Annotated in this window: 15 protein-coding genes; 6 read left to right on the top strand and 9 right to left on the bottom strand. The window is 69.9% G+C overall.

The window, feature by feature from the left end; translation table 11 throughout:
• Window positions 1–30 precede the first annotated feature (30 nt).
• From ACGFR7_RS00665 to ACGFR7_RS00650, 4 genes are all read right to left on the bottom strand, one after another.
• A complete protein-coding gene (locus ACGFR7_RS00665; RefSeq protein WP_393311464.1) occupies window positions 31–759 on the bottom strand; it encodes an SDR family oxidoreductase in 729 nt (242 codons plus the stop codon).
• A complete protein-coding gene (locus ACGFR7_RS00660) occupies window positions 756–1,286 on the bottom strand; it encodes a hypothetical protein (protein WP_393311462.1) in 531 nt (176 codons plus the stop codon). The genes ACGFR7_RS00665 and ACGFR7_RS00660 overlap by 4 nt, the downstream gene beginning before the upstream one ends.
• 67 nt (window positions 1,287–1,353) lie before the next feature.
• A complete protein-coding gene (locus tag ACGFR7_RS00655; protein ID WP_393311460.1) occupies window positions 1,354–2,247 on the bottom strand; it encodes a methyltransferase domain-containing protein in 894 nt (297 codons plus the stop codon).
• Between the two features lie 586 nt (window positions 2,248–2,833).
• Complete coding sequence (locus ACGFR7_RS00650; protein WP_393311458.1) at window positions 2,834–3,283, bottom strand: MarR family winged helix-turn-helix transcriptional regulator; 450 nt, start codon at window positions 3,281–3,283, stop codon at window positions 2,834–2,836.
• Window positions 3,284–3,408: 125 nt separating this feature from the next.
• Here ACGFR7_RS00650 and ACGFR7_RS00645 point away from each other — a divergent pair, with 125 nt between their 5' ends.
• From ACGFR7_RS00645 to ACGFR7_RS00635, 3 genes are all read left to right on the top strand, one after another.
• Complete coding sequence (locus ACGFR7_RS00645; RefSeq protein WP_393311456.1) at window positions 3,409–4,575, top strand: flavin-dependent oxidoreductase; 1,167 nt, start codon at window positions 3,409–3,411, stop codon at window positions 4,573–4,575.
• On the top strand, window positions 4,572–5,021 hold the full coding sequence (locus ACGFR7_RS00640) for a DUF3237 domain-containing protein (protein ID WP_393311454.1): 450 nt from the start codon (window positions 4,572–4,574) through the stop codon (window positions 5,019–5,021). Before ACGFR7_RS00645 ends, ACGFR7_RS00640 begins: the two co-directional genes overlap by 4 nt.
• Before the next feature lie 132 nt (window positions 5,022–5,153).
• Window positions 5,154–6,659, top strand: a complete 1,506-nt coding sequence (locus ACGFR7_RS00635) for a PepSY-associated TM helix domain-containing protein (protein ID WP_393311452.1) — start codon at window positions 5,154–5,156, stop codon at window positions 6,657–6,659.
• A gap of 181 nt (window positions 6,660–6,840) precedes the next feature.
• Here the strand turns inward: ACGFR7_RS00635 and ACGFR7_RS00630 are convergent, their stop codons facing one another.
• Window positions 6,841–6,996, bottom strand: a complete 156-nt coding sequence (locus ACGFR7_RS00630; RefSeq protein WP_336049171.1) for a DUF6131 family protein — start codon at window positions 6,994–6,996, stop codon at window positions 6,841–6,843.
• Window positions 6,997–7,420: 424 nt separating this feature from the next.
• Between ACGFR7_RS00630 and ACGFR7_RS00625 the strand changes: the two genes are divergently transcribed.
• Together ACGFR7_RS00625 and asnB are read left to right on the top strand one after the other, a co-directional pair.
• Window positions 7,421–9,508: a SpoIIE family protein phosphatase gene (locus ACGFR7_RS00625; RefSeq protein ID WP_393311449.1), complete on the top strand. Its 2,088-nt coding sequence runs from the start codon at window positions 7,421–7,423 to the stop codon at window positions 9,506–9,508.
• Window positions 9,509–9,965: 457 nt separating this feature from the next.
• Window positions 9,966–11,810, top strand: a complete 1,845-nt coding sequence (asnB, locus tag ACGFR7_RS00620; protein ID WP_393311447.1) for an asparagine synthase (glutamine-hydrolyzing) — start codon at window positions 9,966–9,968, stop codon at window positions 11,808–11,810.
• Window positions 11,811–12,394: 584 nt separating this feature from the next.
• On the opposite strand, the gene ACGFR7_RS00615 is transcribed toward asnB, so the two are convergent.
• Window positions 12,395–12,979 carry a TetR/AcrR family transcriptional regulator gene (locus ACGFR7_RS00615; RefSeq protein ID WP_393311445.1) on the bottom strand — a complete coding sequence of 195 codons (585 nt, stop codon included), beginning with the start codon at window positions 12,977–12,979 and terminating at the stop codon, window positions 12,395–12,397.
• Between the two features lie 100 nt (window positions 12,980–13,079).
• Here ACGFR7_RS00615 and ACGFR7_RS00610 point away from each other — a divergent pair, with 100 nt between their 5' ends.
• The gene (locus tag ACGFR7_RS00610) at window positions 13,080–13,466 is read left to right on the top strand and encodes a nuclear transport factor 2 family protein (protein WP_393311443.1); all 387 of its coding nucleotides are present in this window, start codon (window positions 13,080–13,082) and stop codon (window positions 13,464–13,466) included.
• Window positions 13,467–14,403: 937 nt separating this feature from the next.
• On the opposite strand, the gene ACGFR7_RS00605 is transcribed toward ACGFR7_RS00610, so the two are convergent.
• From ACGFR7_RS00605 to ACGFR7_RS00595, 3 genes are all read right to left on the bottom strand, one after another.
• On the bottom strand, window positions 14,404–14,589 hold the full coding sequence (locus tag ACGFR7_RS00605) for a hypothetical protein (protein WP_393311441.1): 186 nt from the start codon (window positions 14,587–14,589) through the stop codon (window positions 14,404–14,406).
• A 147-nt stretch (window positions 14,590–14,736) separates the two neighbouring features.
• Complete coding sequence (locus ACGFR7_RS00600) at window positions 14,737–16,035, bottom strand: ATP-grasp domain-containing protein (protein ID WP_393311439.1); 1,299 nt, start codon at window positions 16,033–16,035, stop codon at window positions 14,737–14,739.
• A 37-nt stretch (window positions 16,036–16,072) separates the two neighbouring features.
• On the bottom strand, window positions 16,073–17,341 hold the full coding sequence (locus ACGFR7_RS00595; RefSeq protein ID WP_393311437.1) for an MFS transporter: 1,269 nt from the start codon (window positions 17,339–17,341) through the stop codon (window positions 16,073–16,075).
• Window positions 17,342–17,435 lie beyond the last annotated feature (94 nt).

The raw sequence follows: 17,435 nt of genomic DNA, 5'->3' as shown, positions 1-17,435 counted from the left end.
CCGTCGTGGGTCGACGTGCGAGGGCATTGGTCAGACCTGTTCGAAGTGGAACGCTTTGATGAAGCAGTCGCGAGGCTGGGTGATGGCGAAGAGGATGCACTCCACGAGCGAGTGCGCGGTGAGGGCATCCTTGGCCTCTCGCGGGGTGGTCTCCCATTCCTCGGAGAGCGGGTCGGCGTTGTCGAAGTCGGGCGGGTAGAGCGAGATCACCCGGACTCCTTGAGGGCGCAGGCGCTTGGAGAGGATCTCTGTGAACCCTGCCTGGGCGCTCTTGGCTGCGTAGAAGGCGTCGTGCGCGTCCGACCGGTGGTGGCCCGGAGTTCCGCAGGCGGAGACCATCGTCACGACATCCGGCTTGTCCGAGTTGAGCAGGAGGGGAAGGAAGCTCTTCGTGGTCAGGACCGTGCCAGTGGCGCCAGAAGCGAGAGTGTCGACAACATCGGCGTCGGTTGCGGTCAGCAGGTCCGGCCCTTCGAGGTAGCGCGAGCCGTTGTTGATGAGTACGTCAACGTGGTCCGTGTGTTCCGCGACGCTGGAGGCTAAGTCTCGGATTGAGGCGGGGTCCGTCAGGTCGCAGGCGAAGGCGTGCACTTGCTGATGGCCACGGTCACGAATCTCGTCGCGGACTCGTTGAGCGGCAGCGTGTTCGCGTGCCGAGAGGAAGACCTCGGCGCCGAGGTCCGCGAGGTGGATGGCCAGGGTTCGCCCGAAGTCGCGGCCGGCGGCCGTGACGACGATGCGATGGTTGTCCAGTCTCATGGTGTCGCTCCTGGTTCGTGGATCGGTTGGTGCGGTGCATTGCGGTTGCTGACGTCGGCGGCGTAGGCGGCCCCGTCTCCGGCTGATGCTTGTTGCCACTGCACGGCGACTTTGATGTGGACCCCGAGCATCCGGGCACGGATCGCGGCGGGGACTTCGGTGGCGAGTGCGAACAGCGCGGTGGAACGGTCCTGTTCCGGCCGGACTCCGATGCGGTGACGGCGTTTGCCGATCTGGCCGGCGGTGAGAGGGCGCCCAGGGTGGCCACCTGGGAACAGCCAGGGCACGTCGTCGGGGGTGCCGATCTTGGCCTGGCCGCGGCGGGTCGCGACGAGCTCACGGACCAGGCCGTCCCAGCGGTGCGGGGAGAACGACCGGCGAGGTGCCGAACGTGATCGCGACGGTGTCGCCGTCGAGGGTGACGTCGTCGAGAGTGAGTTGGCTGATGGTGGCGATCGTTCGGCGATGACGAGTACGTGATCAGCGCGGACGAGAAGACCTCCATCCAGGCCCGGTGCCGCCGCCACCCCGCCCTCGCCCCGGCAAGGCGAGGGCGCGCGTCAATCACACCTACGGACGCGGCGGCGCCCTGGCCTAACCGAGTGCCGGCGGGTGCTCGGCCGGACGGCGTCCCCAGGCCGAGATCAGCGGCGCGAGTGTCAGGTCGAGTGTGCCGTCGTGGATGGCGGCCAGGTGCGCGTCGATCTCGGCGTCGTCGGCCAGGCCGGCCGCGAGCAGTTCGCCGCGCACGTGCCGGATGGTCGCCGCCTCCAGCCGGTCGCAGGCCAGCCCGCCGAAGGGGAAAGAGCCCCCCGCGGCGACGTCTACCAAGCCGGCCTCACGCAATGCCCGCGGCAGTGTCCGGCCGTAGCGCAGGTCCGCGCCGCGGCGCATCAACAGCTCCCGGACCGCGTCGCGCAGCCGGTTGGCCCGCCGCTGCGCAGGGCCGCTGTCATCCAGGCATGCCAATGGCTGCAGAGCGGTATCGGCGTCCTCGACCAGCAGCCAGCCGCCGGGCCGTAGCGCCGCCGCCATCGTGGCCAACGCCCGAGCCCGGTCGGGTACATGGACCAGCACGAGCCGGGCGTGCACCAGATCGAACGTCCCCGGCTCCGGGGGCGGATCAGCGGCGACGTCGTGCCGGCGCACCTCGTACCCGTCGCCTGTCTTCAGCCACGACGGGTCGATGTCCGTGACCAGCACGTGCCCGGTCGGACCGACGGCTGCCGCGAGCGCCTCCGGGATACTGGGGCCACCGGCCCCCACTTCCCAGCAGCGCGAGCCGGCCCTGACCCCCAGCCGATCGAAGTGTCCGCGCGTCACACCGTCGAACAGCTCGGCCAGCCAAACGAATCGCTCGCCCGCCTCGGCGCGCGCATTGTCCAGCAGGTACCCGCGGGCGGGAGCGGACTCTCCACCGAGCGCGGTGGTGCCGTCTATCGGATCCGGTGGGCCACCGGCGTGCGGCGGGCGGGGCGAGGAGGTCATCCCTACATGATCCGCCTCCCAGGCGACCGGCGCCACGACGACGGGAGAGAGGCACCTCACACAGCCGGCGAATCCCGCACGTCCTACAGCACGGTTCTGCACCGTGACGCGCCGGAAGGGGTACATGTACTCGGCCCCCACAGCCAGCGCACCAGGCGCGGGACAGCGCGCGGATCGGACTGTCGGCTACGGCAGGTTCGACCTCGTACCGGACGGCTTCGATCACGACGCAAAGTCGGGGCCGGCGGATCCGGCAGATGCACGTCCCCGTTCATGACGGGTGGTACCTCTTCTCCGGTTCGGGATCCGGGACGTGATGTCCGTCCTGCTCGGTGTGGGGCTCGCGGTGTACGGGTTGCTCGGGCCGTTCGAGCTCCGGGCGCAAAGTCGAGTTGGTGATTCTGAAGGACAGCTGACCGACGACGAGGTGTGTCACTGAAGACTGACCGCCGAAACCACCGAAACCGCCAGACCGCAGAGACCACCGAAACCGCCGAGACCGCAGACCGCAGACCGCAGACCGCAGACCGCAAACCGCAGACCGCAGACCGCTGCCGACCCGGGCCCTGCGCCGGGACTGCCCTCGCTAGTCGGCGTCCTCGGGGCGCGCGGCCAGGACACGGGTGATCAGGTCGGTGAGGGTGGCCCGCTCCTCGGCGTCGAGGGTGGCGAACCACTGCTGCTCGCGGCGGCTCTGCTCGGCGAACGCCTCCCGGACGGCTTTCTCGCCCGTGGCGGTGAGGCCGGCGGCGACCGCGCGCCGGTCGTCGGGGACCGGCCGGCGTTCGACCAGGCCGTCCCGTTCGAGGGTGTTGATGGCGTTGGTGACCGCCGAGCGGGACATCGCCGAGATCTCGGCGAGCCTGGCGGGCTGGGTGGGGCCCAGCAGCCAGAGCTTGAACATCAGCCGGAAGCCGGAGAGCGTCCAGCCGCGCGGGCGGTGGATATGGCTCTCCAGGTCGGCGACGACCAGGTAGGACAGGTGGAGCAGGTGGTAGGCGAGCGCGAATGCCTCCGGGTCGGTCGGTGAGGGCATGCCCGCCAGTCGGTCGCGAGCGTAGGCGGCGTATCTGAGATCTGGTCGGTCCACGGACAGAGTCTTGCGCACGGAAGCGGCTCGATGGGAGATTGTTACGGCCATAACAATCTCGGGAGGGTGCTGTGCGGATCACCATCGCAGGAGGCGGTATCGGCGGACTCGCCACCGCACTCAGCCTGCATGCGGCCGGACTCAACGACATCGTCATTCACGAAGCGGCCCAGGAGATCCGTCCGCTCGGCGTCGGGATCAACCTTCTCCCGCACGCGGTAAGGGAGTTGACCGAGCTCGGCCTGGCCGACCGGCTGGCCGCGATCGGTGTCCCCACCGCCGAGTTGAGGTACTTCAACCGGTACGGGCAGGCGATCTGGTCCGAACCGCGCGGGCTCGGCGCCGGCTACCGGTGGCCGCAGTACTCGGTGCACCGGGGCAAGCTGCAACTGCTGCTGCTGGACGCCGTCCGAGAACGCCTGGGTGCGCACTCCGTCCGGACCGGGAGCCGGATCACCGGCCTGCGTCACGACTCCGACCTGCTCATCGGCGCCGACGGGATTCACTCGGCCGTCAGGGCCGCGCTCTTCCCCGGCGAAGGGGAACCGCCGTGGAACGGGCTCGTGCTGTGGCGGGGCACGACCTACGGCGAACCGTTCCTGACCGGCCGGTCCATGATCATGGCCGGGGACGGCACGCAGAAATTCGTCGCCTACCCGATCGGGGACGGACGGTTGATCAACTGGATCGCCGAGCGGCCGCTGAACGGCGAACCGCCGGAGCGCGGAAACTGGAACCGCCCCGCCGACCTGGCCACGGTCGTGGAGCCCTTCTCCGACTGGAAGTTCGACTGGCTGGACGTGCCGGGAATCATCGCGGGGGCCGAGGCGGCCTTCGAGTACCCGATGGTGGACCGCGAGCCCCTGCCGCACTGGACCAGGGATGACGTCGTCCTCCTGGGCGACGCCGCACACGCCATGTACCCCGTCGGCTCCAACGGAGCGTCCCAAGCGATCATCGACGCCCGGGTACTCGCCCACTCGCTCGCCACGACCGGTTCCGCCACCGCGTACGAGGACATCCGCAGACCCACCACCACCGCGCTCCAACGCGCCAACCGGCGCCAGGGGCCCGAGGTCGTCATGAGGCTCGCCCACGAGCGGGCTCCCGATGGCTTTGAGGACATCGAACAGGTCGTCCCGCTCGCAGAGCGCACGGAGATCGCCGCTGCGTACAAGCGCACCGCGGGCTTCGACCCGGCCCTGCTCAACGAGCGCGTGTCCTGGAGCGTGCGGTGAACCTGAAGAGTCTCGCCGTCTTCGAGGTGCGACTGGACCCGGTCCTCGACCTCGGCGACTCGCACTGGGGCCACCGCCGAGTGATCAACATCGTCGGCGGGACATTCGAAGGTCCCCGGCTGTCCGGGGTGATCCTGCCGGGCGGCGCGGACTGGCAGGTGCTGCACCCCGACGGCATGGCCAGCATCGATACCCGCTCCACGCTGCGCACTCATGACGGCGCACGTCTCTACCTCTCCACCAGCGGCGTACGCCACGGCTCACCCGAGGTTCTGCGGAGCTTGGCCGCCAAAGAGGCAGTGGACCCTGCCGAGTACTACTTCCGCCTCTTCTGCCGCTTCGAGACCGGGGACGAGCGCTACCGGTGGCTGAACCGCACCCTGGCCGTAGCCTCGGGCGCCCGTACCGCCGAGGCCGTCCGCTACGAGGCGCACACCCTGGAATAGCCGGTGCCGCACACGAGGGCCCCTGTGGGCCACGTCACGCCAGCTCGCCGGAACTGACACGTCCGGTTATCCGACTCCCTGAAGCGGCACGGCAGAGGACTGGGCCATCACCTTCGAGCTGGGAGCACCCGCGTGCCCACTGAACAACGTCTCGCATCGAGCCATGGCGGCGATGCCCCGGACGCCGTCGGCTCCGGTGCGCAGCGGGCGGCCGTACGGCGGACCGGGTGGTCCGCCCTTCGTCCGCTGGTGTGGCGACTGCACTTCTACGCCGGTGTGCTCGTCGCGCCCTTTCTTCTGGTCACCGCGGTCACCGGACTGCTGTACGCCGGGGCCTTCCAGGCGGAGAAGGTGGTCTATGCACATGAGTTGAGCGTCCCGGCCGGTGAGCACACGATGCCGCTGTCGCGGCAGGTCGCGGCCGCCCGTAAGGCGCACCCGGAGGGCAAGGTCGCTGCCGTGCGCCCGGCATCGCAGCCGGGCGACACCACGCGCGTCCTGCTCGCCGGCGTGCCAGGGGTGCCCGCCGAGCAGCAGTTCGCCGTCTTCGTCGATCCGCACACCGGCAGCATCCGGGGAGCGCTGCCGACGTACGGTGCCACGGGTGCGCTGCCGCTGCGTACCTGGCTCGACGATCTGCATCGCAACCTGCGGCTGGGCGAGAACGGCCGCCTCTACAGCGAACTGGCCGCCAGCTGGCTGTGGGTGGTTGCCGGCGGCGGGCTCGCGCTGTGGATCGGCCGGAAGCGTACGAACCGCAAGCTGCGGGCTCTCACCCTGCCGGATCGCACCGCCACCGGACGGCGCCGGACGCTGTCATGGCACGGCGCGGTGGGCGTGTGGGCGGCGGTCGGCCTGTTCTTTCTGTCCGCAACCGGCCTGACCTGGTCCACGTACGCCGGAGGGAACATCGACGAGCTGCGTCAGGCCCTGGGGCAGACGACGCCGACGGTCTCGACGGCGGTGGCGCAGGAGCATGCGCACCACGGCGGCTCCGGCGGGATGGCGGGGATGCCCGACATGCCGGGGATGGACGGGAAGAAGGGCGGCGCTTCGAGCGGGGCGGCGTCCGCGGACGTGGGCATCGACAAGGTACTCGGGGCGGCCCGCGCGAAGGGGCTGTCCCACCCCGTCGAGATCGACCTGCCGACGGGCAAGGGCACGGCCTACGTCGTCAAGCAGGTCCAGCGCAGCTGGCCCGAGAAGCAGGACGCGGTGGCGGTGGACCCGGGCACGGGCAAGGTCACCGACGTCTCGCGCTTCGCCGACTATCCCGTCCTCGCCAAGCTCACCCGCTACGGCATCGACCTGCACACCGGCACGCTCTTCGGCATCGTCAACCAGCTCGCGCTGGCCGCGCTCGCTCTGGCGCTGATCTTCCTGATCCTCTGGGGATACCGGATGTGGTGGCAGCGTCGGCCCACCCGCGACCGCACCCTGTCCTTCGGACGGCCGATCTCCCGGGGCGCCTGGCGGCAGGTTCCGCTGCCCCTGCTGATTCCGCTCGCGCTCGTCGTCGTGGTGGTGGGCTGGGCGGTGCCCCTGCTCGGCACGTCGCTCGCCGCGTTCCTGGTCGTGGACATCGCTCTGGGCGTGCTCGCACGCCGGCGGGCTCCCGCTCCGGCCCCCGTGGACTGACCGGCTTCGGAGACCTTCGGAGACCGAGGCCATCGGTACACGGGAACCGGGAGCCGGCGGGCTGGGGCCGGGGCGGGACGTCGCCGGAGAGCTGGTGGTCGTCGCCGCGCGGCGGGTGCGTGGCCTTACCCGTAGTGCGGTGGCTACCGGTAGTCGGCCGGGCTACCAGCAGTCAGTCGGGCTACCAGTAGTGCTTTCGGCCGGCGACCGCGTGCCCCATCGCGCCGAGGAGCCACAGAATCGCGCCGATAACGGCAAGGATGACCCCGATGGTCCACAGGATGGAAATGCCGGTCACAAATCCGATGACGAGCAGAATGATTCCGAGAACGACCACGGTGCGCTCCGATCTCGCATGAGTGTGGATTCAACTTTGATCCTCGCTTGTCGAATCGGCAAGTCTTGGTAGTGCGGCAATAAAGGCGGACCAGGGCAGCTCGGCCGGCGCTCGCATTCCTCACGGATTTCCCGGGGACGAGAGCGGCGTGGGCTGCTGAGGCGCGCATGCCGCTCGGGGCGCGTAGGCCACTTGGGACACGCAGGCCACTCGCGGCGCGCAGGCACGGCGGCACGGCGGCACGGCGGCACGGCGGCACGGCGGCACGGCGGCGACGAGTATGCGGGCGGACGATCCGGGGGGACGATGGAAGCCACAGCACTCACCTGCCAGGGGCAGCCACAGAGGCACGTGGGCAGGTCAGGCCACGGAACGGGGTGTGGGCACGCCCCCTCGTGGTCCGACAGACGGAAGGAGTGCCGGGGTGAGCGCAGACGAGGCGCGGCCGGCCGGCGGCGGTGGGCCGGAGGGCAAGTCGTCGCAGCCGAGTGGGCTGATGGACCTCCTCGCCGTAGCCGCGGTGCTGGTCAATGCCGACGGGCGGATCGTGCTGTGGAGCCCGCAGGCCGCGGACCTGTACGGCTACTCCGCCGAGGAAGCACTCGGGCAGTACGCGGCGCCGCTGCTCATCCACGAAGAGCACCGGGATCTGGTGATCAAGAAGTTCGCCGAGGTCATGGAGACCGGCCGGAGCTGGGGCGGTACCTTCCCGGTCCGCCACAAGGACGGCGCCGCACGGCTGGTGGAACTGCGCAATATGCGGCTGACGGACGACCACGGCGATTTCTACGCCCTCGGTCTCGCCACCGACTCACCGACGCTTCGCGAGGTGGAGCGGGATGTGGCGCTGTCCACCCGGCTGATCTCCCAGTCCCCCATCGGGCTGGCGATCCTCGACACCGAGCTGCGCTACGTGGCCGTCAACCCCGCCCTGGAACGGATGCACGGCATTCCCGCGAAAGATCATCTCGGCCGGCGCTACCGCGAGATCATGACCGCCTCGAAGTTCGAGGTGCCCGAGACCGCGATGCGGCAGGTACTCGAAACGGGCGTCCCCATGGTCGACCAGGCCACCGTCGTCGGCCGCAGCCCCTCCGACCCGGACCGCCAGCGCGCCTGGTCCATCTCGTTGTACCGGCTGGAGGACCCCCAAGGGCGGGTGCTCGGGGTGGCCGACCTGGTGGTGGACGTCACCGACCGATATCAGGCCGCCATGGAGGCCAGCGAGGCCCGGCGGCGCCTGGCCCTGATCGCGGACGGCTCGGCCCGTATCGGCACCACCTTGGAGGTGGAACAGACCGCGCGGGAACTGGCCGAGGTCACCGTTCCCGAACTCGCCGACGTGGTCACCGTCGATGTGCTCGACTCCATCCTGGGCGAGCACCGCCCGGCCCGTGACGAGGGCCCCGCGCTCTTCCGCGCCCTCGCCGTGAAGGGCGCCTATCCCACCCAAGCCCTCCAGGCCGCCGACCCTCCCGGCCAGACCGCCGCCTACGAGGCCGACCGCCTGGCCACCCAGTGCGTACGCACCGGCCGCCCGATCCTGGTCTCCCACGCGGATGACACCGACCTGGCGCGCATCGCCCGCGACGGCCATGCCGCCACGTTGCTGGCCGGCGCCGGGGTGCACTCCTACCTTCTGGCCCCGCTCACCGCCCGCGGCCAGATCCTCGGCTGCCTGGGGCTCACCCGCGCCCGCAATCCGCTGCCCTTCGACGAGGACGACCTCGCCCTCGCCGTCGAACTGGCCTCCCGCGCCGCCGTCTGCATCGACAACGCACGGTCGCACCAGAGCGTGCGCAACGCCGCCGAGACCCTGCAGCGCAGCCTGCTCCCCGACCACCCACCCCACCTTCCCGGTCTGCAGATCGCCTCCCGGTACCGGCCCGCGCAGGCCACCTATGAGATCGGCGGCGACTGGTACGACGTCCTCCCGCTCGAGGACGACAAGACCGCGCTCGTCGTGGGCGACGTCATGGGCAGCGGTATCGACGCCGCCGCCACCATGGGCCGCCTGCGCACCGCCACCAGCGCCTTCGCCGACCTCGACCTCGACCCCGCCCAGGTCCTCCAGCACCTCGACAAGATCACCTCAGGGCTGGAGCACTACATCGCCACCTGCGTCTACGCCGTCCACGATCCGCATCGCGCCGAATGCCATATCGCCACCGCCGGCCACCTGCCGCCCGTCCTGGTCCGCAGCGGCAAGCGTCCCGAACTCCTCGACCTGCCCACCGGCACCCCGCTCGGAGTCGGCGGCGTCCCCTTCGAGACCACCACCTTCCGCCTCGACCCCGGCGACCAACTCGTCCTGTACACCGACGGGTTGGTCGAAACCCGCTACCACCCCATCGACGAACGCCTCGACACCCTGCTCCGCCTGCTCGACGCACCCGGCCGCTCCCTGGAAGAGACCTGCGACCGCCTCCTCAGCGACCTCCGGCGGCCCGACGACCCGGATGACGTCGCCCTGCTCATTGCCCGTACCCGGCCCTTCACCGCCGGCCCGTAGCGCCGCCGCGCTCGCTCCGCGGCACCCGGGCCCCGGTGCCGGGCGGCAGGTGGCAGATGACAGGTGGCAGACGGCAGACGGCAGACGGCAGGGTCGATTGCCGGGTGCCGGATTCCGGGTGCCGGATTCCGGGTGCCTGGTGCCGGGTGCCGGGTAAAACCTTCCCCTCGCTCCCGTATGGCGTAGCTTTTTCGCCGGCCCACCGGTCCGGTCCGGCCGGTGCAGCAGAGCGGCAGCTCACGTGCCCCAGCGAGCCGGATTTCCGGGCGGAGAACCGCGCCGGCACGCGGCCCCGGCGGGTGACGGCCAGGTTGACGGAGCGGCGACCGAGGAACACGCTCGTGACATAGGTGCTCGATACAACTGACTCGCCGTGAGGCCGGCTCCGGGACGCCCGGCATCGGCGCACCCGCCCGTGCTGTCCGGCGGCATGCGGGTCGGATCGGGAGGACATGGCATGTGTGGCATCACCGGCTGGGTTTCCTTCGACCGTGATCTGCGCTCCGAGCGGGAAACCGTGGAGGCGATGACCGAGACGATGTCCTGCCGCGGGCCCGATGCCCGTGGCACATGGGTGCGGGGGCCCGTCGCTCTCGGGCACCGCCGCCTCGCCATCATCGATCTGCCCGGTGGACGTCAGCCGATGACCGCCGACCGGGCGGACGGGAGCCCGGTCGCCCTCGTGTACTCCGGCGAGACCTACAACTTCGGCGAGCTGCGCGACGAACTCGCCTCCGGGGGCCACCGTTTCACCACCGGCTCCGACACCGAGGTCGTCCTGCGCGGATACCTCGAATGGGGGGAGGCGGTCGCCGAACGGCTCAACGGGATGTTCGCCTTCGCGGTCTGGGACGAGCGGCGCCGGCGGCTCGTCATGATCCGCGACCGGATGGGCATCAAGCCGTTGTACTACTACCCCACCCCTGATGGCGTGCTGTTCGGCTCCGAGCCGAAGGCGATCCTCGCCCATCCGCTCGCCGCGCGGAAGGTCGGTCCCGACGGTCTCCGCGAGCTCTTCGCCTTCGTCAAGACGCCCGGCCACGCCGTCTGGGAGGGCATGCACGAGGTGGAGCCCGGCACGGTGGTCACCGTGGACCGCAGCGGGCTGCACCGGCACGTCTACTGGTCACTGCGGACCCGGGCCCACCAGGACGACCCGGACACCTCGATCGCCCGTGTCCGTGAACTGCTCGACGACATCGTCCGGCGCCAGCTCGTCGCCGATGTACCGCGCTGCACCCTGCTGTCGGGCGGCCTGGACTCCTCGGTGATGACCGCGCTGGCGGCCCGTCAGCTGGGCGAGGTGGGCGGGAGAGTACGGAGCTTCGCCGTCGACTTCGCCGGCCGGACCGAGCACTTCGTGGCCGACGAGCTGCGCGCCACGCCCGACACGCCCTTTGTGCACGACGTGGCCCGTCTCGCCCGCACCGACCACCAGGACATCGTGCTGGACTCGGCCCACCTGGCCGACCTCGATGTCCGCGCAAAGGTCATCGGCGCACGGGACCTCCCGATGGGCTTCGGCGATATGGACGCCTCGCTCTACCTGCTGTTCAAGGCGATCCGGCAGCATTCGACGGTCGCCCTGTCCGGCGAGTCGGCCGACGAGGTCTTCGGCGGCTACCAGCAGTTCTTCGACGAAGAGGCCCGCAAGGCCCGTACCTTCCCCTGGCTCGTCCGCATCGCCGAGCGCTTCGGCGACGACGGCAACATCCTCACCCCCGCTGTCACCGACGCCCTCGACCTCGGGTCCTACATCCAGGACAGCTACCGCGGTGCCGTCAGGGGCGTGGAACGTCTCGACGGGGAGAGCGACTTCGAGTTCCGGATGCGCACGATCTGCTATCTGCACCTGACGCGCTTCGTACGGATCCTGCTCGACCGCAAGGACCGCGCGAGCATGGCGGTCGGGCTGGAGGTGCGGGTGCCGTTCTGCGACCACCGGCTGGTCGAGTACGTCTACAACACGCCGTGGTCGCTGAAGTCCTTCGACGGCCGGGAGAAGAGCCTGCTGCGCGAGGCCACGGCGGATCTGCTGCCGCAGTCGGTGTACGACCGGGTGAAGAGCCCCTACCCCTCCACCCAGGACCCGCAGTACGCGGTCGCGCTCCAGCAGCACGCCAAGGACCTGCTGTCGCGCCCCTCGCACCCCGTCTTCGGACTCGTCGACCGCACCTGGCTGGAGCGCGCGGCGCACCACGAGGCGCCGCGGATCACCCAGGCGTCCCGGAGCGGCCTCGAACGGACGCTGGATCTGGCCCTGTGGTGGGACATGTACTCCCCCACGGTGGCGGTCGCTTGACCGGTCGCGGATCCGGTGTGACGACACTCCTGGTGGCGTCGTCACCACGGCGCGACACTGCGCCAGGGCGGTCCGGCACCGCCCGGCTCCTGCCCCGCCTCATCGCCCGCCGCACCCGCGGACCGCTATTCCTCACGGACCGCAAGGCCCCCGCCGGGACACCGGCGTTCGACGTGTGCCCCGAGACCGGCCGAGCCCGCCTGTCCTACCGCCGGGCCGAAGAGATCTTCGAGGAGAACACCCGACTGCCGGCCAGCCCCCTCGTCTCACCCGAAGACATCGAGACCCTGGACGGCTGGACCCTCCACCGACTCAGGCACAGTGCGTTGACACACGATGCGGAGCTGGACCTCCGGTGGTGGAGTGCTGTCCGTTCTCGTGAACATCGGCCACGGCCCAGCGGGCCGCCTCCCGAAGTCGTGCACATCTGCTGCTGGAACTCGAACTCGTGAAGAGAGCCAGGCGAGGGGTTCTGAGACGACAGGACGTCATCTGGCTGTCCCACGGGAGTTCCGTAACCCTCGTTTTCGGGTTCCGAGTTGTGTGCAGGCTCCGTTCCGCCGGAGCGAGGAGCCGGTCGAAGGTCAAGGCTCAAGCGGGGACTCCCCGATGAGCCCCGCGACGAGTTCGCGGACGTATGCCTCGTCCGTACCGGGGATCGAGAAGACCACCCGAAAGTAGAGCGGCGCGATGATGCGGTCCAGAACCTGATCCAAGGAAGGGGGCGGGGGTGCGTCGCCGCGCTCCCGCGCCGTGTCGAGTACGGGGCGAAAGCGCTCGCTGACCCTGCGCAGGCACTCACGCAACCCGTCGTGCCGCTCGTCGACGTCGGGCGCGACCTCGGCACGGAAGAAGGCGATGCCACCGGGCCGAGAGAGTTCCGCCAGTGTCCAGACCGCCTGGTTCTCCAGGTCGGCGCGCAGGTCGCCGACGAGCGGGGGCGTACTCGCGTCGCTGCGGTGCTTGGCGATGTCGGCCAGGAGTGCGGCGACCGTACCCCAGCGCCGGTAGAGGGTGCTGGAGTTGACCCCTGCGCGCTCGGCCACGGCGGGGAGGGTCACCTGGTCAGCGCCGCGCTCGCTCACCAGCGCGACTGCGGCGCTGTGTACGGCGGCACGGACGCGGGCGTTGCGGCCGCCGGGCCGCCTCGTCGATGCGTCAGCGTTCACTACTCCACTCTAAAGCAAAGATTTGCGCCTTAGCGGTTAGGGTGCCTAGAGTCGCACTAAAGCAAAGATCACCGCTTTAGAGCCTTCTGAAGGGATCACTATGTCCGCCGACGCATCGGCCCTCGCCCTCGGGCGCACCTTCCACCAGGCCCTCGTCTCGGCCAACTGGGACGGCATCCGGGCCCTGCTGCACGACGACGCCACCTGGACCCTGCCCGGCGACAACACCATCTCCGGCACGGCCGAAGGCGCCGACGCCGTGGTGGAGCGCGCTCGGCGGATCGCCTCGTACGGCCTGGACTTCGAGTTGCTGCACATTCTGGCCAGCAGGGAGAACATGGCCCTCTCCCTGCACAACACCGCACACCGGGAGGACGCCGTGCTGGACGAATACCTGGCCACGGTCTGCCGGCTCCGCGACGGAAAGATCGCGAGTATCGAGACCTATCTCTCCGACGTGCCCGGGATGAACGCCTTCTTCGTCTGACGACTCCCGGCATGGGTTCCGGCCTTCGCTCGGCGTCTCGCTCCAGCGCAACCATGCCTCGAGGGCGCCCGCCCTGGTTCGAGCGGAATCCGCGCCGGACACCACGAAGGCGGACGAGCAAGTCGGATGAGGTTAAAACTCAAGGTAAGGCGACTTCCGGCGAGTCGAAGCAGGCGAGCAAGACCTCCGCCCGGGCCCGAAGTCGGCCCCGCAGCGGGGCGGCGAACGCTGCCACCATGGGTCTGGGGTCCGACCAAGGACCATCTGTATGAAGGAGGCCAAGAAGAAGAACATCCACGGCCGCTCCCACATGAACAAGGACGAACTGCGCAAGGCCGTCGGCCGCTGACCCGGGCCGGTCTCTCCGCGGCCGGACGCCGACGCCTGGGATGGCCTGCGGCGGTAGAGATCCGGGCAGTCGCCTTTCCGCAGGCGTTGAGGTCCAGGACGCGGACGGCTTGGCCCAACGCTGCCATGCTGCCCTGGCGATTCAAGCCGTGATCAGCGCAGCTGCCTGAGAAGGATGTCGGGGCGGCCCACTTCGCAGCAGGTCAGCGGTGTAGAGATTGCGATCCAAGCTCGCCGACCCCAGCCTGAGTGGCGAAGAACGGGCCGATGGCGAGCGGACCGTGGTGTCGCTGGAACGCATGCTCAAGGACGGCGAATAGAGGCCACGCGCGGTGGCGCGGTGCGAGGCGTCGGCCACGCCGCAGCGGGTCCGGGACGCCCGTGACGGAGACGCGTACGTCCCGGACCGGCGGCCTGCGCCCTGCTGGTCGTGCCTGGCCGCACCGGGCGTAGGTCCGGACTGCCGCATGGGCGGCGGGCCGTCTAGGAGCCGGCGCGCGGGTCGCGCCGACGGCGGTCGGTCGGTCGGGCTGGTGCAGACGGCGGTGAGCCGATCGAGCCGTTCGTACAGGGCGTGCACCTGCCGGGCTCACATCTGCACGCACCGGACGGTCGCCTGCCTCGGTTCGTCCAGGCGGCGCTCGGCCTCTTCCAGCATCACCTCGGCCAGGACCCGCGGCTCGGCCTCGGGTGGCAGGGCGGTGCAGCGGTGGCGAAGCTCGGCGGCCACGGCCCGGGCGTGTCCGGTGAGCTGCAAGGCGATCTCCTCGGCCATGTTCTCCGCTCCCTCGTCGAACAGCGTGAGCTGGTCGTCGTCCTGGGGCTCGGCGGGACTGCTGCGCCTCCGGAGCGGCCAGCTGGCTCGAAGCGGCGGCAGGTTCCTCGACGCGGCCGAACGCCAGGTGCTCGGCCAGCGTCCAAGTCATCCCTGCCCGCCCGACTTGGGCGGTGTCACCCTACTCCTCGGGGGCGCCGCATCCGGCGCGACCACGGAGAAGCGCAGACGCTCGACCGCGCCGCGCGCTCTGGCCAGCGCTTCGTCCGATGACGCACCCACCGCCCACGCGTACGCGGACCGCGCCGAGGAACCGGATAGCGGCGTGAGGTGCTCGCCGACCCCCCGGAGGATCGATACATCCCGCACGCCCGGCATCGCGCGTGCTTCGTCCAGACCCTCGATCCCGCGCACCTCGCCGGCCGTGTCCGGGCTCCGGTACCAAATGGCGGCATAGCGGTGCGGGGCCGCGGAAAGCTGGGCGGTCACCGCTTCGAGGGCCGGCAAGCCGACGCTCTGGCGGGCGAGCGCCTCGATCAGGTCGACACCGAGGGCCTCGGCCGCCATGTAAGGGATCTCGTCACCCGCAGGCCGCAGATGCGTCTCGATCACGCGGACGTCCTGACCGGTATCGACCACTTCCGTGTGCGTCACACCGTCGGTTACACCAAGCGCGTCGAGCATCGCCAAGACGACCGACTCGATGCGCACGCGATCCGTATCCTCGATCGGCGCGGGCAGTATGTGGCCCAGCTCCACAAAGTGGTTTGGTTCAGAGATTTTCTGAGTGACACAGGCGACCACATGCCGTCCCTCTTCACTCAGACACTCCACGCTGTACTCGGACCCCTTATGGAACTGCTCCACCATCAAGCCGCCGGACGGGAAGGACGACAGGGCCGCGTTGCCCCAATCCAGCGCAGTCCGGATGTCGCTGGCCACGTCGATCCTCGCCACGCCGTTACTTCCAACGCCTTGCACCGGCTTGCAGATCAGTGGATATCCGACCCGCGCGGCCAACTCCTCGACGTCCCGCGCCGTCCTCACCGGGCGTGCTGGGGTGTCGTCGACGCCCGCTTCGGCCAGCCGCCGGCGCATGTCGAGCTTGTGCGCTACAAGGTGGTACGTCTGGGCGGAGCGTGTAGGCAGCCCAATGGCGCGCCCGATGGCGGCTGTCTTCTCGGTGTCCTTCTCGGTGAAATTGAAGACGGCGTCGACCGGTGCCACGCGGTGGATGTACGTCGCGGCCTCGACCCATTCCTCCACCGGGGCGTCCGACCTGAGCACGATGAGCCGTTCGTGCTTCTCTGGTTCGATGAGCCAGGCCATCACCTCCCGCCGGCAGATCACGCTGGTGCGCATGGTGGGGTGCACCGAGCGGGCGCGGACGGGGAGGTCCATCCCCCCGCCTATGATCAAAAGGTGCTGAACGGCTGATGTGGTCATGCTCTGCCTTCCCCCAAGTGGTCGCGTTCGGTGGCGTTCAGGACGTGGTGGCGAGTTCGCCGGCCTCGGTCCCCTGGTCCTCGACCGGCCCCTTGTTGCCGCGCGGAATGCCCCTCGTGCGGGCGACGGCAAGGGCCGCCTGCCGTGAGGCACCGCCAGCGAGCACGAAGAGCACAGCCAGGCCGAGCCACCCCCATGAGCCCATGCCGATGACGAGGGAGACGACGAGCATGGGGCCGACCACGTCGCGTGCCGACCCCCCAAGGTTGAAGACGGAGAGATACGTCGTCCTGGCATCCGCTGGGGACAGCTCGAAACCCACCTCCCACGCGGACGCCGCGTGCAGGTTCTCCCCGATCGTCAGGAGCAGGACCCCGATCAGCAGCAAAGCGCCAGCCTGCCACGCGCCCAGGTGGGACGCCGGGCCGATGGCGAGGGCGGACAGGGCCAGAACGCCGCCCGATACGACCATCCCGCGCATCGCCCGGGGCAGCGTCCGCGCCAGCCGGGTCCACCAGGCCTGGCTCGCCGCCGTGACCACAGTGTTCACGATGAGGGCGATGCTCACCAGCGAGAGAGGCGCCCGCGTGTGCTCAGCCACCCACAGCGGCAGACCGACGAAGAGAACTGTGTCGTGCAGCGCCAGCACGCCGTTGCACCCGCTCAACACCAGGAAGGCCTTCTCCTTCAGGGGGCGGGTCATCCCGCCGCCCCCAGATTCCTCGGCCGGTGGCCGCATCGCGGCGCCGGGTGCCTCGGTGCCGGACGGCCCGGCGTCGTGGATGGGCCGGATGCGCCGGATCAGGCAGGCCATCAGCACGTACGACGCCGCGTTGCCTAGGGCGAGCAGGTCGTAGGCCGCCCGTGACTCCCAGGACAGCGCGCACGTCGCCAGCAGCGCACCCAGGGAGAGGCCGACGTTCTGCACGGCCCGCAGGAAGCCCATGGTCCGCAGGCGTTCCCCCCTGGCGAAGAGCTCGCCGACCATCGCCTGGTTGATCGCCGGACTCGCCCGATCCGCCATGGTGGTGGCGCATACGACGAGTAGGAACGCGACGAAGCTGTCGACTAAGACGTAAAGGCCGTAGGTCACGACCCGCCAGACGTACAGGAAGATCATCATGCGGCGCGGCCCGATCCGGTCCGCCAGTCCGCCCAGCGGCACGGAGGCGACCATCCCACAGACCGCCGCCACCGACAGGCCCACGGACACCTCGACCGCGGAGAGCCCCACGCCCCGCGTGAAGAACAGCGTGCTTCCCGCGAGGAACAGACCGGTTCCGATAGAGCCAAGGAAACCGCTCATCACAAGCGTTCTTGCGGCGCCCGGTGGCGGCAGGGACTGGCGCACCCGTGACGCGACTCGCATGGTTCTCCCTCGTTGGCAGTGTCGTGCGTTT

Source organism: Streptomyces sp. NPDC048516 (genome assembly GCF_043199875.1).
In the GTDB taxonomy this organism is placed as follows: Bacteria; Actinomycetota; Actinomycetes; order Streptomycetales; family Streptomycetaceae; genus Streptomyces.
This window is presented reverse-complemented; position numbering and strand designations above follow the sequence as displayed.

Excerpts from the sequence above, each read along its gene's own strand:
- ACGFR7_RS00655 (WP_393311460.1), bottom strand. The coding sequence starts at position 2,247 with ATGACCTCCTCGCCCCGCCCGCCGCACGCCGGTGGCCCACCGGATCCG.
- ACGFR7_RS00605 (WP_393311441.1), bottom strand. The coding sequence starts at position 14,589 with ATGGCCGAGGAGATCGCCTTGCAGCTCACCGGACACGCCCGGGCCGTG.
- ACGFR7_RS00595 (WP_393311437.1), bottom strand. The coding sequence starts at position 17,341 with ATGAGCGGTTTCCTTGGCTCTATCGGAACCGGTCTGTTCCTCGCGGGA.
- ACGFR7_RS00610 (WP_393311443.1), top strand. The coding sequence starts at position 13,080 with ATGTCCGCCGACGCATCGGCCCTCGCCCTCGGGCGCACCTTCCACCAG.
- ACGFR7_RS00665 (WP_393311464.1), bottom strand. The coding sequence starts at position 759 with ATGAGACTGGACAACCATCGCATCGTCGTCACGGCCGCCGGCCGCGAC.
- ACGFR7_RS00600 (WP_393311439.1), bottom strand. The coding sequence starts at position 16,035 with ATGACCACATCAGCCGTTCAGCACCTTTTGATCATAGGCGGGGGGATG.
- asnB (WP_393311447.1), top strand. The coding sequence starts at position 9,966 with ATGTGTGGCATCACCGGCTGGGTTTCCTTCGACCGTGATCTGCGCTCC.
- ACGFR7_RS00650 (WP_393311458.1), bottom strand. The coding sequence starts at position 3,283 with ATGCCCTCACCGACCGACCCGGAGGCATTCGCGCTCGCCTACCACCTG.